The sequence below is a fragment of the Polaromonas sp. OV174 genome, from assembly GCF_900112285.1.
In the GTDB taxonomy this organism is placed as follows: domain Bacteria; phylum Pseudomonadota; class Gammaproteobacteria; order Burkholderiales; family Burkholderiaceae_C; genus Polaromonas.
The window spans coordinates 85,045-101,317 of record NZ_FOKZ01000001.1 but is presented as its reverse complement, the minus strand read 5'-3'; the positions used below and the strand labels follow the sequence as shown (position 1 = coordinate 101,317).

The window sequence follows — 16,273 nt, the reverse complement described above, 5'->3', positions numbered from 1 at the left end:
GCCTGTGTGGCAAGTGGGCGACAGGCCCGCTTACTCAATAATGAAGAGAGGTTGCCCGTATTCAACGGCCTGGCCATTTTCCAAAAGAATCTGGGTGACGGTGCCGGATTTGTCGGCCTCAATCTCGTTGAGAATCTTCATGGCCTCAATGATGCAGATGGTTTCGCCTTCTTTAACCACGCTGCCAATTTCAGCAAAAGGCTTGGCGCCAGGGCTGGAGGAGCGGTAAAAAGTGCCGACCATAGGCGACTTGACCGCATGACCTGCGGGAGCGGCAGGCGCTGCCTCGGCGACAGGAGCTGCTGCCGGAGCGCTGGCCACCGGTGCTGCTACCATGGCCACGGCCGGCTGCTGCATCACCACCGGCGCGCCGCTAGACTTGACAATACGTACCTTGCCCTCGGCTTCGGTAATTTCAAGTTCGGACACATTGGACTCTGAAACGAGGTCAATCAGGGTTTTGAGTTTTCTTAAATCCATAGATTCTCCAACGACGGTAAACGTGATGGTGCAAGACTTTCGACAGCACCAACCATCTCCCCTCTTTTTTCACTTACTCTCTGCTTTTACGCCTTAAAGCGCTTATCAGTCAATTAATTACGCAGGCACATCCTAGGGCCGGCCCCGGAAAGCGCAGAGTTTACCTCATGCCAAGTCCGGCCAAAATGAACACGCCGGCATGAGCAGATGGGTGCAGCGCAGCTGCCTACACCCAATAGAAAACCGAAATTACAAGAAAATTCCGTTAATTCATGGAATTTAGGAAGAGATCAAGCAAGCCAAGCCCGAGCCACCCAACACTAGCCTTGCTTGGACCAAAGCACGAGATCCTCAGGATGCACCTGGCCAATCTTGCGGTGAAGCAGCTGGCCGGAAGCTCCGAAGACCACGGAAAAGGGCAAGGCACCGGACTGGTTGCCCAGGGACTTGCTCAAATCCGTGCCACCCAAACCAGCCATGCCGACCGGAAAATTCAGCGGCCGGGTCTCCAGCCAGGTACGCACCGCGCTGGGCTGATCAACCGCCAAGCCGACAATCTGCAAATCCTTACTCTTGTTTTCCTGGTAAAAATAATCCAGCAAGGGCAGCTCTTCCACGCAAGGCGGGCACCAGGTGGCCCAAAAATTCACCAGCAGCCACTTGCCGCGAAAGCTGCTCATGGGCAAGCTTTTGCCGTCTGGCGTATCAAAATTCAGTGCCCAAAATGCTTCAATCAGCCGACTGGCCTCCGCCGCCCCACCGGCGCCCGTTGCCAGGTCGTGCGGCTGGAATTTCCACCAGGCCGCGCCGGCACCGGCCAGCCCCGCCGCAGCGGCAACGCCGCCATAAAGCACATGTCTGCGATTCACTTCTCAAACTCCCAAAGAGGTAGATAACAATTTTTGTACCGCCGCCAGGTCGCCGCGCGGCGACCGGCCTTTGGCGTCGGGGCGCAAGGCACCACGCAGGTCATCGTGGTCGTAGACCATAAGATGCACGCCGACGGTTTCATTCAGGGGCCGGCACAAGCTGCGCAGGCTGAGCGCCTCCACCTGTTCACCCGTAAACCCCGTCACCGTGCGCGGTTCGTAGTCGACATTGTGATCAATCAGGGCAATTTCAGCCGATTTGGGGTCATCGCAAAACAGCTGGATATAGATATCAGACAGCCGCGTGGCCGTGCCATGCCAGACCGCGCCGCCCAGATAGGGCCTGAATTGCGGCAGACGCTGCATCCAGACCAGGGCCAGTTCGCGCAAGGCGAGCAACTCGGCCGGCTGGGTATCGGCACAAAACAGCGCGATGTACTCGCGCACGGCATCTTCCAGCATATCGTTGCCGGGTAGCTCGGTGCGCGCGGGCAGCGCCATCTGCTTGAGCGCGCGGCGTTTGGCCGGGCCGTATTCCAGCCCTTCTTCGACGACCAGCGCAGCGGCGGTGGCGGCAATTTCGGATTTGAGGGTTTGCACGTTCAGGGTCGATCCGGCTGGTGAGCCGGGGCAGGAGAAAGTTGGGGAGCGCTCATTGTCGTCAGGTTGGGTGCCTGTCGGCGCCTAAAGTTCACAGAAGCCGAATTTGCTATCGAATAAATAGCTTGCACCGCATGTATTCATTGGCCTACAGCCTCTTTTTTCTTAAGAGACACAAGAGCCGTGAAACCAGCAGCCCAGAGGCCCGGCCGGAGAGCTGCCTAAAATGCCCGCCATGCACATACATATTCTGGGAATCTGCGGCACTTTCATGGGCGGTCTGGCGGCTCTGGCGCGCGAAGCGGGGCACAAGGTCACGGGTTGCGACACCGGCGTTTATCCGCCCATGAGCGACCAGCTGCGCGGTCTGGGCATTGAGCTGATCGAGGGCTATGACGCCGACCAGCTGGGCTTTGCACCCGATGTGTTTGTGGTCGGCAATGTGGTGTCGCGCGCGCGCCTGGCCGATGGCAGCCCGAAATACCCGCTGATGGAAGCCATACTCAATAGCGGCCTGCCCTATACCAGCGGCCCGCAATGGCTGTCTGGCCATGTGCTGCACCACCCCACCCATCACGCCACCGGGCCGCGCCATGTGCTGGCCGTGGCCGGCACCCATGGCAAGACCACCACCACCGCCATGCTGGCCTGGATTCTGGAGCAGGCCGGGCTGCAGCCGGGCTTTCTCATAGGCGGTGTGCCGCTCAACTTTGGCGTGTCGGCCCGACTGGGCCAGGGCAACACCTTTGTGATCGAGGCCGACGAATACGACACCGCCTTTTTCGACAAGCGCAGCAAGTTTGTGCACTACCGCCCCCGCACAGCCATTTTGAACAATCTGGAGTTTGATCACGCCGACATTTTTCCCGACCTGGCGGCCATAGAGCGGCAGTTTCACCACTTGGTGCGCACCGTCCCCTCACAGGGCCGCGTGGTCGTGAATGCCGCGGAAGACAGCCTGCAGCGCGTGCTGGCCCAGGGCTGCTGGAGTGAACAGATACTCTTTGGCAATGCCGCACGCAATACCCATGGCTTTAGCGCCCAGGGCGAACCGCAAGACTTTCAGGTCCTCAAGGCCGGCCAGGCCGTGGCCCAAGTGCGCTGGGGCATCAGCGGCGTGCACAACCAGCTCAATGCGCTGGCCGCCATGGCTGCGGCCGAGCATGTCGGCGTGACGCCGGCGCAGGCCGCCGAAGCACTGGCCAGCTTCCAGAACGTCAAGCGCCGCATGGAGGTGCGTGGCGTGGTCCGTCGCAGCGACGGCGACATCACGGTCTACGACGACTTCGCACATCACCCGACGGCCATACACACCACCGTGGACGGCCTGCGCCGCCAGCTTCAGGGCGCGCAGGCGCGCATACTGGCCATCTTCGAGCCGCGCAGCAACACCATGAAACTGGGCAGCATGACGGCGCAGCTGCCGGCCAGCCTGGCGCAGGCTGATCTGGCTTTTTGCCATGCCGGCGGTCTCGACTGGGACGCCAGGGCCGCACTGGCGCCCATGGGCGAGCGGGCGCAAGTGGCGGACAACCTGGATCAATTGCTGGCGCAGGTCAAGGCAGCGGCTAGGCCGGGCGATCATTTGCTGTGCATGAGCAACGGCGGCTTTGGCGGCATTCACGCCAAACTACTGGACACGCTGAAGTCCTGAGGACCCGCAGCAACTTCCGCCCATGTAAACACCTCCGCAGCCAGGGTTCTAGAACTCAGACTCAGAGTTTGTGCTATTTATTTGGTAGCGCCTTGCGACCGTACTTATTGGGCTTGCGCCTTAAAAAGCCAAAAATAACATCAATAACTGATGCTCAAGGTGGCTACATCGATATGCACCATGGGTTTGCCCAAGGCTGAACTGGCCGCGCGTGCAAACTCCAGCGCCCATTTTTTGTCTTCGAACTTGTCCGGGCCGGCGGCTTGCGCCACCACCACCACCGTGTCGGCCGTCAGCAGCTTGCCGGTGGGCCGCAGCGGCTCACAGCCCATTTGCGTGAACTGGTCATTGAGCCACCAGCGCGCCACATCGTGTGGCATGGGCTGCACTTCATTGAGATCGACCTGCACCGGTTGACGGCCGGGAAACATCACTCTGATTTCGCTGCGCATGCTGGCTCCTCGGAGAGAAATGATTAATTTTGCGCCATGTTTGACGACTCAGGGCGCAAAAACCAATCAGGAAAAACCAGCGCACCCGCCCAGCCCCGGAAAGAGCCGGCAGGCGCCACGCTGTATTTACTTCGCCCGACGAGCTTGCACCGCGGCCGACAATGACTCCAGCAAGGCCAGCGAATCGTCCCAGCCCAGACAGGCGTCGGTAATGCTCTTGCCGTACTCCAGTGCCTTGGAGTCGTCTTTGCCGGGGGTGAATTTTTGGGCACCGGCGCTCAGATGGCTTTCCACCATCAAGCCAAACACTTGGCGCGAGCCACCGGCCACCTGGGCCGCGATGTCGCGTGCCACCTCGATCTGCTTTTCGTGCTGCTTGGAGCTGTTGGCATGGCTGCAATCGACCATCAAGGTGGCCGGCAGCTTGGAAGCGGCCAGCTCCTTACAGGCCGCAGCCACGCTGGCGGCGTCGTAATTGGGCGTTTTGCCGCCGCGCAGGATGACGTGGCAGTCTTTATTGCCGCTGGTGTTGACGATGGCCACCTGGCCGTTTTTGTGCACCGACAGGAAGTGATGGCCACGGCTGGCCGACTGGATGGCATCCGTGGCGATGCGGATGTTGCCATCGGTGCCGTTCTTGAAGCCAATGGGCGCCGACAGTCCCGAGGCCAGTTCGCGGTGAACCTGGCTTTCGGTGGTGCGCGCACCAATCGCGCCCCAGGCGATCAGGTCGCCAATGTACTGAGGGGAAATCACATCCAGGAACTCGCTGCCGGCAGGCAGGCCCAGGCGGTTGATATCTATCAGCAACTGGCGGGCAATCCGCAGGCCCTCGTCGATGCGGTAGGTTTCATCCAGGTAAGGGTCGTTGATCAGCCCCTTCCAGCCGACGGTGGTGCGCGGTTTTTCGAAGTACACGCGCATCACGATTTCCAGCGTACCTGCATATTTGGTGCGCTGCTCGGCCAGGCGGCGCGCGTAGTCCAGCGCGGCCATCGGGTCATGGATGGAGCAAGGGCCAATCACCACCAGCAGGCGATCATCCGTGCCGGCGATGATGTTGTGAATGTTCTGGCGGGTCTGGGTAATCAGCGATTCGACGGCGGTGCCGCGAATCGGGAAGAAGCGAATGAGATGCTCGGGAGGGGGTAGCACGGTGATGTCCTTGATGCGTTCGTCGTCGGTCTGGCTGGTTTTTTCGACGTTCGCATACCAGCTGTCCTGGGGTGGGCTGGTGGAGGTGGCTTTGGCATTCATCGCAGGCTTCCTTGTTAAATTTCAGACAATTTCGGGAATCAGTACAAACAAAAATGAAAGGGCAAAAAAAAACCGCCGGGGGCCCGGCGGTTTTCAAGATTCTTGGTGCGTATTTTTCTGCTTACGCGAAGATCTCTCTACCGCCGGTGGCGCTTGAGAACCAAAAGTAAGCAAAATAAAATTTCGCAGATGTCATTTGATTAACTGTAGCACAGCTGTAAATCCACGCCTCAGGCGGTGCCGCCCACGGTCAGCCCGTCAATCCGCAAGGTCGGCTGGCCCACGCCCACAGGCACACTCTGGCCTTCCTTGCCGCAGGTGCCGACGCCGCTGTCCAGCCGCATGTCATTGCCCATCATGGTGACACGGGTCAGCGCATCGGGGCCGTTGCCAACAATCGTCGCGCCCTTGACCGGATAAAGAATCTTGCCGTTTTCCACCCAGAAGGCTTCGCTGGCAGAGAACACGAACTTGCCCGAGGTGATGTCGACCTGGCCGCCGGCGAAATTGGTGGCGTACAGGCCTTTCTTGATGCTGGCGACAATTTCTTCGGGGGCCTTGTCGCCGCCCAGCATGTAGGTGTTGGTCATGCGCGGCATGGGCACATGGGCATAGCTTTCACGCCGGCCATTGCCGGTGGGTTTGACACCCATCAGGCGCGCATTCATGGAGTCCTGGATATAGCCCTTCAAGATGCCGTCTTCAATCAGCACATTGCGCTGGCTGGCGTTGCCTTCGTCATCGACATTGAGCGAGCCGCGACGGTCGGCGATGGTGCCGTCATCGAGCACCGTCACGCCCTTGGCTGCCACGCGCTGGCCGATGCGGCCGGAAAACGCGCTGGAACCCTTGCGGTTGAAATCGCCCTCCAGACCGTGACCTATGGCTTCGTGCAGCAAGATGCCGGGCCAGCCGGAGCCGAGCACCACGGTCATCTGGCCGGCAGGCGCCGGGCGCGCATCCAGATTGGTCAGCGCCGCATTCACGGCGGCATCCACATAGTGGCCGATTTGCGCGTCGTCAAAATAAACCAGGCCAAAACGGCCGCCGCCGCCGCCCGAACCCACTTCGCGCCGGCCTTTTTGCTCGGCAATCACCGTCACGCTCAAACGCACCAGAGGACGCACATCGGCGGCCAGCGTGCCGTCGGCGCGGGCCACCAGCACCACGTCATATTCGCTGGCCAGGCCGGCCATCACCTGCACAATGCGCGGATCCCTGGCCTTGGCCAGCTTCTCCACTTTCTCCAGCAGCTTGACCTTGGCCGTGCTGCCCAGCGTGGCAATCGGGTCCAGATCGCGATAGAGCGAGCGGCTGCTGGCAATTTTGCGGGCCGGCGTTTTGACGCGGCCGGCCTTGCCGGCGCCCGAGATGCTGCGCACGGTGCGGGCGGCATCGAGCAGCGAAGCTTCGGAGATATCGTCGGAATAGGCAAACGCGGTTTTCTCACCGCTGACGGCGCGCACGCCCACCCCCTGGTCGATGCTGAAGGAGCCAGTCTTGACGATGCCCTCCTCCAGACTCCAGCCTTCGCTGCGGGTGTACTGAAAGTAGAGATCGGCATCGTCCACGCCATACGAGGTGATTTCACCCAGTGCGCGGCTCAGCGCCGCATCGCTCAGGCCAAAGGGCTCCAGCAGCAGCTTTTGGGCGATGACCAGGCGCTCGGAGGTGGACTCGCGTGTGGGGCGGGCCGGTGGACGCCCTTGCACATTGGTGAATCGAGCGGACGCGGCAGCAGAGTTGAGTAAGGTCATGCGCCGATTGTAGGCAGTCCGCCCCTGCCGCCGGCTTGTGGGGCGATGAAGAAAACCCAGCAAGGGCGGCCCGCCCCCGGATCGTTCCGGTTTGCTCAGGTCTGCATCAAGCGCCTGGCCTTGGCCACCGACATCAGCATGCCAATGGCCAGGCCCAGTGTCACCATGGCCGTGCCGCCGTAGCTGATAAAGGGCAAGGGAACGCCCACCACCGGCAGCATGCCGCTGACCATGCCCATGTTGACGAAGGCGTAGGTAAAGAAAATCATGGTCAAAGAGCCGGCCAGCAGCCGCGAAAACAGCGTGGGCGCGTCCATGGCAATAAACAGCCCGCGAATAATCAGGAAGATGAAGCCGGCAATCAGCAGCAGATTGCCAATCAGGCCGAACTCCTCGGAGAAGGCCGCAAAAATGAAGTCGGTGGTGCGCTCGGGAATGAACTCCAGATGGGTCTGCGTGCCGGCCATAAAGCCCTTGCCAAACATGCCGCCCGAGCCAATCGCGATCATGCCCTGGATGATGTGAAAGCCCTTGCCCAGCGGGTCGCGCGAAGGGTCCAGCAGGGTGCAGATACGCTGCTGCTGGTAGTCGTGTAAAACAAACCAGCGCACGCCGTCGGCGCACAGCTGCGGCTCATACCAGACCACCAGAAATATGCCCACCAGGGCCAGCAGCACCGGCGGCACAATCAGCTTCCAGCTCAGGCCGGCAAAGAAAATCACCGCCAGGCCGGCGGCCATCACCAGCAAGGAGGTGCCCAGATCGGGCTGCTTCATGATCAGCCCGACCGGCACCGCCAGCAGCGCCAGGGCGACCACAAAATCCAGCGGCCGCAACTGGCCTTCGCGCTTCTGGAACCACCAGGCCAGCATCAGCGGCATGGCAATTTTCAGGATTTCGCTGGGCTGTATCACCACGCCGATGTTGAGCCAGCGCTTGGCCCCCTTCTTGGTGATGCCAAAGACCGCCACCGCCACCAGCAGAGTCACGCCGGCCAGATACAGCGGCACGGCAAACATCATCAGGCGCTGCGGCGGAATCTGCGCCACCACAAACATGATGGCGCCGGCAATCAGCATGTTGCGGCCATGGTCGGCAAAGCGGGTGCCATGGTCGTAGCCCGAGGAATACATGATCAGCAGGCCGGCACAGACGAGCAGAAAAACCGCAAACGCCAGCAGGCCGTCAAAGCCCTGCAGCATGGGGAGGGTTCGCTTGAGAAGGGAGGGTTTGTCGAAAACGGCGGCCATGCGGCAATTATCTGCCAGCCGGCATCAGGCCCATCCGCCGCCGGGGATAGCGGCAGGCCCTCAATACTATAAAAAAAGTAGCTTGCTGTGCCCGTCCCTATTGGGCTACAGGCCATTTTCTTTAATATTTTGAAAAATCCGACTGGCCAGCCAATCTTTCGCCGCGGGCACAGCTGAGGGCGGCCCCCTCAGCGCGTTTACTATGCGCTCATGCCTACCACCCACCTGCTCTACCTGCACGGCTTTCGCTCCTCGCCGCAGTCCATGAAGGCCCGCAAAATGGCCGCCCTGATCGCGGCCCGCTACCCGGCCGTGACCTGGTGCTGTCCACAGCTGCCGCCCTCTCCGCAGGCGGCCATGGCGTTGCTGGAAGGCGCCATCGCCGGCTGGCCCCGCGCCTCCATGGCCGTGATGGGCTCCTCGCTGGGCGGCTTTTACGCCACCGCCGTGGCCGAACGCCTTGGCTGCAAGGCCGTGTTGCTGAACCCGGCCATCGAGCCGGCACGCGACCTCGCCCGCTACATCGGCGAGCAAAGCGCCTGGCACAACGACCAAGAGCGCTTTTTCTTCGAACCGCGTTTTGTCGACGAATTGCGTGAACTGCACGCCGGAGCGCTGAAAGCGCCGCAAAACTACCTGGCCATCATCGCCAAGGGTGACGAAGTGCTGGACTGGCGCGAAATGACGGCGCGTTACGCCGGCGCGCAAATCCGCCTGCTGCCAGGAGGCGACCACGCGCTCAGCGATTTCGATGAGCATCTGTCTGGCATTCTGGAATTTCTGGACTTCCCGGCGGCCGGTTGAAGCCCAGGCCGACCGGCGCCTGATTACACTAGCCGCAAGCCTCTTGAAGGCAATTACCCCAGGCTAAAGGATTCCGTTTTGTTTGTACTGTTTGAAGAAACCGGCAAGTTTTTGGCTGGCCGGATCTTGTCGGAGAGCGACGCCTCGCTGCAAGTCGAGCTCGACTCGGGCAAGCGCGTCAAGGTCAAGGCCGCCAACGCGCTGCTGAAGTTTGAAAAACCGGCGCCCGCCGAATTGGTCACCAGGGGCCAACTGGTGAGCGAGGAGATAGATCTGGATCTGGCCTGGGAATTTGCCAGCGAAGAAGAATTCGGCTTTGCCGACCTGGCGCGCGACTACTTCAGCGCCGACGCCTCGAAACCGGCCTCGCTGGAGCAGCAAGCGGCCGCCCTCTTTCGCCTCTACGAGGCGCCGCACTATTTCCGCCGCGCCGGCAAGGGCCGCTTCAAGAAAGCGCCGGCCGAAATCCTGCAACTGGCGCTCGCCGCCATCGAAAAGAAAAAACAAGTCACCGCCCAGATCGCGGCCTGGGCCGACGCCCTGGGCCGGGGCGAGTGCCCCGAACCCATCCGCGAACAGCTCTACAAGATCCTGTTCAAGCCCGACAAGAACAGCGCCGAATACAAGGCCGTGGTCGACGCCTCGCGTGCCACCCACACCGCCCCGCTGGAGCTGCTGCAAAAGGCCGGCGCCATCGACTCCGCCTATCAGTTCCACTGGAAGCGCTTCCTGTTCGAGAACTTCCCCAAGGGCACGGGCTTTCCGGCGCTGCAGGCACCCGAGGTCAAGGACGAGCTGCCGCTGTCCGCTGTGAAGGCATTTTCCATCGACGACTCCAGCACCACCGAAATCGACGACGCGATGTCGGTGCAGGGCCTGGGCAGCGGCACCATCACCCTGGGCATCCACATTGCCGCACCAGGCCTGGCCGTGCTGCCGGGCAGCGCTATCGACGCGGTGGGCCGCAACCGCCTGTCCACGGTTTACATGCCTGGCCACAAGCTGACCATGCTGCCCGACGACATCGTGCAGACCTACACCTTGCTGGAAGGGCGCAACTGCCCGGCGCTGTCGCTCTACCTGACGCTGGACGAAACCAGTTTCGAGATCACCGAACGCGTCACCCGGCTGGAGCTGGTGCCCATCCTCAGCAATCTGCGCCACGACATGCTGGACAGCGTTTTCACCGAGGCTTTCTTTGAAGCTGCGCAAACCACCGCGCCCACCGACGTGGCATGGGGCGTGGAACTGGCCTGGATGCACCGGCTGGCCAAACACCTCAAGGCGCAGCGCGAAATCGTGCGCGGCAAGCCCGAAAACTTCAACCGCCCCGACTACAACTTCAAGCTCGACAAGCCCTCCGGCCTGGAGCCAATGGGCGAAGAGACCGTCAGCATCAGCGTGCGCCAGCGCGGCGCGCCGCTGGATTTGATCGTCGCCGAAGCCATGATCCTGGCCAACAGCACCTGGGGCCAGTGGCTGGCCGAGCACGGCGTGCCCGGCATCTACCGCAGCCAGGCCAGCCTGGCGCCCGGCGTCAAGGTGCGCATGGGCACCAAGGCCTTGCCGCATGCCGGCCTGGGCGTGCCCAGCTACGCCTGGAGCACCTCGCCGCTGCGCCGTTACACCGATCTGGTCAACCAGTGGCAAATCATTGCCTGCGCGCGCCATGGCCGCACGGCCGCGCTGGCCGCGCCCTTCAAGCCCAAGGATGCCGAGCTGTTCTCCATCATCTCGGGCTTTGACGCCGCCTATAGCGCCTACAACAGCTTCCAGGCTGGCATAGAGCGCTACTGGACGCTCAAATACCTGGAACAAAACAACATCACCGAACTGACGGCCACCTTCTTCAAGGACAACCTGGTGCGCGCCGACGAATTGCCGCTGGTGCTGGCGGCCATGGGCGCGCAAGGCCTGCCGCGCGGCGCCAAGGTGCGTGTCAAGCTGGGAGCCATCGACGAGATCACGCTAGATGTCTCAGGCACCGTGATAGAGCGGCTGGATGCCGTGGCTGACGAAGCCAGCGCCCAGCCCGATGAAGACATGGGGGAAGACGGCGACGAGTCCGACATGGCCGCCGGCCCGATCTCGATTGCCGTGGATGTCGACGAACCCGCAGCGGACAGCCAGGGCACAGCGGCTGCCGTTTGAGCCTGCGCGCAGATCAACCCCTCCCACGAACCCCGCCGTGAAGTCACCGAGCACCCTGCAAATTGCCCTAGGCGTGTCCATCGCCGTGCACGCCGTATTGCTGAGCGTACGGTTTATCGACCCGGAGCGCTTTAACCGCGTCTTCAAGGACACGCCGCTGGAAGTGATTCTGGTCAATGCCAAGTCGAATGAAAAACCGGACTTTGCCAAGGCCATCGCCCAGGCCTCGCTGAGCGGCGGCGGCGAGCTTGAAAAAGGTCGTGCCACCTCGCCGCTGCCGCCCTCGGCCCTGGTCGCGCTGGGTGACGCCAGCGAGGAGGCGCAGCGCAAGATCGAGTCGCTGCAGGAGCAGCAAACCCAGTTGCTGACGCAAATCAAGAAGCAGCTGGCCGCGCTGCCGCCGCCAGACCTGAAGCTGCCCAGCAACGACCCCGTGCAGGCCGAGCGCGAGGAAAAGCGCAAGCAGCTCACCAAGATACTGGCCGAGATTGAAAAGCGCATCAACGAAGAAAATGCCCGGCCCAAAAAGCGCTACATCAGCCCGGCCACGCGCGAAGCGGTTTACGCGGTCTATTACGACGACTTGCGGCGCAAGATTGAAGACAAGGGCACGGTAAATTTCCCCGAGCAGGCAGGCAAAAAGCTGTACGGCCAACTGACCATGACAGTGACCGTCAATTTTGACGGCCGCATTCTGGACACCGAAGTGGTGCAGACCTCGGGCAACCTGACGCTGGACAGGCGGGCGCAAAGCATAGTCCACGGCACCGGCCCTTTCGGCCGCTTCAACAAAGCCATGCGCCAGCGGGCCGACCAGATCGTGGTGGTGTCACGCTTTCACTTCACGCGGGAAGACAGCCTGGAAACCAAGCTCACCAGCCACTGAGCCCTGAGCGCCGCTGTGCTAAAACCGACTCATCAGCATGACCTTTACTAGCCACGAACAAGCAGCGATGGATAAATACTACGTGCTTGGCAACCCGATTGCGCACAGCCAGTCACCCCTGATTCATGCGCGCTTTGCCGAACTGACAGGCCAGGCCCTGCAATACGAACGCTGGCTCACGCCGCTCGATGGTTTTGCGGCCACCTTGGCGCAACTGCAGCAGAACGGCGCGCGCGGCTGCAACGTCACCGTGCCCTTCAAGTTCGAAGCCTTTCAGGCCGCCGCCACGCAGACCGACCGGGCTCAGTTGGCCCAGGCGGCCAACACATTGGTGCTTGAAGGTGGCAGGATTCACGCCGACAACACCGATGGCCTTGGCCTGCTCAACGACATCCAGAACAATGCCGGCGTGTCGCTGGCCGGGCGCGATGTGCTGCTGATAGGCGCCGGCGGCGCCGCGGCCGGCGCACTGGCCTCCTTGCTGATGGCCGGGCCACGCCGGCTGGTGCTGGTCAATCGCACCCGGGCCAAGGCCGATGCGCTGGTGGCGCGCCACAAGGCCCACCCATCGCTTCAGAAAGCGCTACAAAAAACAGAGCTTAAAGCGCACGACCTGCAAGGCCTGGAAGGCAATTTCGATGTCATCATCAATGCCAGCGCCAGCAGCTTGGGCGGCGCCGGCGTACCGGTTGAAAGCAGCGTCCTCAAACCCGGCGCACTGGCCTACGACATGATGTACGGCCCGGCAGCGCAGGGCTTCATGGACTGGGCCCGCGCGCACGGCGCCACGCCGCGCGACGGCCTGGGCATGCTGGTGGAGCAGGCCGCCGAAGCCTTTGCGCTGTGGCGCAAGCTGCGTCCGCCATCGGCCCAGGTGCTAGAGGAAATGCGGGCGCGACTGGCATGAAAGCCGGGCTGCGTTTGCTCGGCCTGCTGCTGCTGGCCGTGCTGGCCCTGCAGCTTTATTTTGTCGGCCGGATTGCGCTGATGGCCGTGCTGGCGCCCGAGTCCACCACCTTTCAGCGCTCCGAGGCCTACCTGATCGCAAGCAACAGCGGCGCGCTGAAATGGCACCAGCAGTGGGTGCCTTATGAGCAGCTGTCGGACAACCTGAAGCGGGCGGTCATCGCCTCCGAAGACGCCAACTTCACCGAACACGAGGGCGTGGACATGGCGGCATTGGAAAAGGCCTGGGAAAAGAATGCCAAGGCCGAGCAGCGCGCCGCGCAATCAGGCAGCCGGCAGGCCGCCGGCAAGGACAAGCCGGTTGCAGCCAAACCGCCCAAGATTGTCGGCGGCTCCACCATCACGCAGCAGTTGGCCAAAAATCTCTTCCTCTCGGGTGAACGCACCTTGCTGCGCAAGGGCCAGGAGCTGGTGCTGACGCTGATGCTGGAAAACTTGCTGTCCAAGCAGCGCATCCTGGAGATTTACCTCAACAACGTCGAGTGGGGCGAAGGCATTTTTGGCGCCGAGGCCGCCGCCCAGCACTATTACCGCAAACCTGCGGCCAGGCTGAGCGCCTATGAAGCCGCCCGACTGGCCGTGATGCTGCCGCGCCCCAAGTATTTTGAAACCCGCAGCAACTCGGGCTACCTGGCCTCGCGCGCCAGCACCATCGCGGCCCGCATGGGGGCCGTGGAACTGCCTTAAGGCCAATCGCGAGACAGCGTAAAGCCTCCTGGCGCTAGCGCCGCCCAAGGAAAGTAGTTACGATCTTCCCCATGGCTGATGCGCGCGGTTCCCGCCCCATCACCGAGACATCCGGACCCAGCGGCCTTGCCGTTGCGCGCAAAGCCAATCCGAGCAAGCAGGCCAGCACCTGATAGCGCGAGGAGTGACGCTGATGAGCCAGAACCAAGCCCTACGTCTGCATGTGCCTGAGCCCACCGGTCGCCCGGGCCACGAGACCGACTTTTCCTATCTGCACCTGTCACGCGCCGGCGAGGTGCGCCGCCCTCCTGTCAATGCCCTGCCCTCGGACACCGGCGATCTCGCCTACACCCTGGTGCGCGTGCTCGATGACGACGGCCTGGCCCTCGGGCCCTGGGCGCCGCAGGTAGACGCGCAGTTGCTGCAACGCGGCTTGCGCGCCATGATGAAGACTCGCATCTACGACGCCCGCATGCTGATCGCCCAGCGGCAAAAAAAGATCTCCTTTTACATGCAGTGCCTGGGCGAGGAGGCGATTGCCACGGCGCAGGCGCTGGCCCTGCAGCCCGGCGACATGTGCTTTCCGACCTACCGCCAGCAAGGCCTGCTGCTGGCGCGCGACGACGTCGACATGGTGGAGATGATCTGCCAGTTGATGTCCAATGAGCGCGATCCGATGAAGGGGCGGCAGCTGCCGGTCATGTATTCGTACAAGCGCGCCGGCTTCTTCACGATTTCAGGCAACCTAGCCACGCAGTTCATCCAGGCCGTGGGCTGGGCCATGGCCTCGGCGATCAAGGGCGATACAAAAATCGCCTCGGCCTGGATAGGTGACGGCGCCACCGCCGAGGCCGACTTTCATACCGCCCTCACCTTTGCCCATGTCTATCGCGCGCCGGTGATCCTCAACGTGGTCAACAACCAGTGGGCGATCTCGACCTTCCAGGCGATTGCCGGCGGCGAGGCCACCACCTTTGCGGCGCGCGGCGTCGGCTGCGGCATCGCCTCGCTGCGCGTGGACGGCAACGACTTTCTCGCCGTCTACGCCGCCTCGCAGTGGGCCGCCGAGCGCGCGCGCAGCAACCTGGGGCCGACGCTGATCGAATGGGTAAGCTACCGCGTCGGGGCGCACTCGACCTCGGACGACCCGTCTCGCTACCGCCCGGCCGACGACGCGGCGCGCTTTCCGCTGGGCGACCCGATAGCGCGGCTCAAAGCCCATTTGATGCGCCTGGGCGCCTGGTCAGAACAGGAGCACGACGCCACGCAAAAAGAGCTGGAGGCCCAGGTTGGCGCCGCGCTGAAAGAGGCCGAGCGCTACGGCTCGCTGGCCGCCGGTCATATGGCGAGCGCGGCGGCCATGTTCGACGATGTCTACAAGGACATGCCGGCGCATTTGCGCCAGCAGCGCGAGCAACTACTGAAGCTGTCATCATGCAAATGACCATGATCCAGGCCCTGCGTTCTGCCATGGACGTGATGCTGGCGCGTGACGGCAATGTCGTGGTGTTCGGCCAGGACGTGGGTTATTTCGGCGGCGTGTTCCGCTGCACCGAGGGCCTGCAGGCCAAGTACGGCAGCTCACGCGTCTTCGACGCGCCCATCTCCGAGGGCGGCATCGTCGGCGCGGCGGTCGGCATGGCCGCCTACGGTTTGCGCCCTGTGGTCGAGATCCAGTTCGCCGACTACTTTTACCCGGCCTCGGACCAGATCGTCTCGGAGGCGGCGCGGCTGCGCTACCGCTCGGCCGGCGACTTCACGGCACCCATGACGATTCGCATGCCTTGCGGCGGCGGCATCTTCGGCGGGCAAACGCATAGCCAGAGCCCTGAGGCGCTGTTCACCCATGTCTGCGGGATTCGCACGGTGATGCCCAGCAACCCCTACGACGCCAAGGGCCTGCTGATTGCCTGCATAGAGAACGACGACCCGGTGATTTTTCTGGAGCCCAAGCGCCTGTACAACGGACCTTTCGACGGCCATCACGACCAGCCGGTGGTGCCGTGGTCCCAGCACCGCCTGGGCGAAGTGCCCGAGGGGCACTACAGCGTGCCGCTGGAGTCGGCGGCAGTGTTCCGCCCCGGCGCCGATCTGACGGTGCTCACCTACGGCACCATGGTCTTCGTGTCGGAGGCCGCGGCGAACGAGAGCGGGATAGACGCCGAGATCATAGACCTGCGCAGCCTGTGGCCGCTGGACTTGCCCACCTTGGTCGCATCGGTGAAAAAAACCGGCCGCTGCGTGGTGGTGCACGAGGCCACGCGCAGCAGCGGCTTCGGCGCCGAACTGACGGCCTTGGTGCAAGAGCACTGCTTTTACCACCTCGAAGCGCCCATAGAACGCGTCACCGGCTGGGACACGCCCTATCCGCATGCACAGGAATGGGCCTACTTTCCGGGACCGGCGCGCGTGGCGGCGGCCTTCAAACGCGCGATGGAGGCCTGAAATGAGCCCCCACGC

Annotated in this window: 15 protein-coding genes; 8 read left to right on the top strand and 7 right to left on the bottom strand. The window is 62.6% G+C overall.

Annotation, left to right across the window (positions count from 1 at the left end; translation table 11 throughout):
* Nucleotides 1-30 precede the first annotated feature (30 nt).
* The 3 genes from accB to BM160_RS00460 all read right to left on the bottom strand — a co-directional run bounded on the left by accB (nt 31) and on the right by BM160_RS00460 (nt 1,949).
* Nucleotides 31-480: an acetyl-CoA carboxylase biotin carboxyl carrier protein gene (accB, locus tag BM160_RS00470; RefSeq protein WP_091998674.1), complete on the bottom strand. Its 450-nt coding sequence runs from the start codon at nt 478-480 to the stop codon at nt 31-33.
* Nucleotides 481-800: 320 nt separating this feature from the next.
* A complete protein-coding gene (locus BM160_RS00465) occupies nt 801-1,349 on the bottom strand; it encodes a TlpA disulfide reductase family protein (RefSeq protein WP_255368491.1) in 549 nt (182 codons plus the stop codon).
* Nucleotides 1,350-1,352: 3 nt separating this feature from the next.
* The gene (locus BM160_RS00460; RefSeq protein WP_091998668.1) at nt 1,353-1,949 is read right to left on the bottom strand and encodes a hypothetical protein; all 597 of its coding nucleotides are present in this window, start codon (nt 1,947-1,949) and stop codon (nt 1,353-1,355) included.
* Nucleotides 1,950-2,184: 235 nt separating this feature from the next.
* Between BM160_RS00460 and mpl the strand changes: the two genes are divergently transcribed.
* On the top strand, nt 2,185-3,603 hold the full coding sequence (gene mpl / locus BM160_RS00455) for a UDP-N-acetylmuramate:L-alanyl-gamma-D-glutamyl-meso-diaminopimelate ligase (RefSeq protein ID WP_091999388.1): 1,419 nt from the start codon (nt 2,185-2,187) through the stop codon (nt 3,601-3,603).
* A 140-nt stretch (nt 3,604-3,743) separates the two neighbouring features.
* Here the strand turns inward: mpl and BM160_RS00450 are convergent, their stop codons facing one another.
* The 4 genes from BM160_RS00450 to rodA form a co-directional block, all read right to left on the bottom strand.
* Complete coding sequence (locus BM160_RS00450) at nt 3,744-4,055, bottom strand: hypothetical protein (RefSeq protein WP_091998665.1); 312 nt, start codon at nt 4,053-4,055, stop codon at nt 3,744-3,746.
* Nucleotides 4,056-4,181: 126 nt separating this feature from the next.
* Nucleotides 4,182-5,312: a 3-deoxy-7-phosphoheptulonate synthase gene (locus BM160_RS00445; protein ID WP_091998661.1), complete on the bottom strand. Its 1,131-nt coding sequence runs from the start codon at nt 5,310-5,312 to the stop codon at nt 4,182-4,184.
* A gap of 230 nt (nt 5,313-5,542) precedes the next feature.
* Nucleotides 5,543-7,069 (bottom strand): metalloprotease TldD, encoded by a 1,527-nt coding sequence (tldD, locus tag BM160_RS00440; RefSeq protein ID WP_255368489.1) that lies wholly within the window; start codon nt 7,067-7,069, stop codon nt 5,543-5,545.
* Nucleotides 7,070-7,164: 95 nt separating this feature from the next.
* The gene (rodA, locus tag BM160_RS00435) at nt 7,165-8,319 is read right to left on the bottom strand and encodes a rod shape-determining protein RodA (protein ID WP_091998655.1); all 1,155 of its coding nucleotides are present in this window, start codon (nt 8,317-8,319) and stop codon (nt 7,165-7,167) included.
* A 210-nt stretch (nt 8,320-8,529) separates the two neighbouring features.
* Here rodA and BM160_RS00430 point away from each other — a divergent pair, with 210 nt between their 5' ends.
* From BM160_RS00430 to BM160_RS00400, 7 genes are all read left to right on the top strand, one after another.
* The gene (locus tag BM160_RS00430) at nt 8,530-9,123 is read left to right on the top strand and encodes a YqiA/YcfP family alpha/beta fold hydrolase (protein ID WP_091998653.1); all 594 of its coding nucleotides are present in this window, start codon (nt 8,530-8,532) and stop codon (nt 9,121-9,123) included.
* Between the two features lie 78 nt (nt 9,124-9,201).
* Entirely contained in the window at nt 9,202-11,274 is a 2,073-nt protein-coding gene (locus tag BM160_RS00425) for a ribonuclease catalytic domain-containing protein (RefSeq protein ID WP_091998649.1), read from the top strand.
* 37 nt (nt 11,275-11,311) lie between these two features.
* Nucleotides 11,312-12,160, top strand: a complete 849-nt coding sequence (locus BM160_RS00420) for an energy transducer TonB (protein ID WP_091998646.1) — start codon at nt 11,312-11,314, stop codon at nt 12,158-12,160.
* 37 nt (nt 12,161-12,197) lie between these two features.
* The gene (gene aroE, locus BM160_RS00415; RefSeq protein ID WP_255368488.1) at nt 12,198-13,067 is read left to right on the top strand and encodes a shikimate dehydrogenase; all 870 of its coding nucleotides are present in this window, start codon (nt 12,198-12,200) and stop codon (nt 13,065-13,067) included.
* Nucleotides 13,064-13,813, top strand: coding sequence for a transglycosylase domain-containing protein (locus BM160_RS00410; RefSeq protein ID WP_091998639.1), 750 nt, complete (start codon nt 13,064-13,066; stop codon nt 13,811-13,813). Before aroE ends, BM160_RS00410 begins: the two co-directional genes overlap by 4 nt.
* Before the next feature lie 193 nt (nt 13,814-14,006).
* Complete coding sequence (locus tag BM160_RS00405; protein ID WP_091999385.1) at nt 14,007-15,257, top strand: 3-methyl-2-oxobutanoate dehydrogenase (2-methylpropanoyl-transferring) subunit alpha; 1,251 nt, start codon at nt 14,007-14,009, stop codon at nt 15,255-15,257.
* Nucleotides 15,248-16,258, top strand: a complete 1,011-nt coding sequence (locus BM160_RS00400) for an alpha-ketoacid dehydrogenase subunit beta (RefSeq protein WP_091998634.1) — start codon at nt 15,248-15,250, stop codon at nt 16,256-16,258. The genes BM160_RS00405 and BM160_RS00400 overlap by 10 nt, the downstream gene beginning before the upstream one ends.
* Nucleotides 16,259-16,273 lie beyond the last annotated feature (15 nt).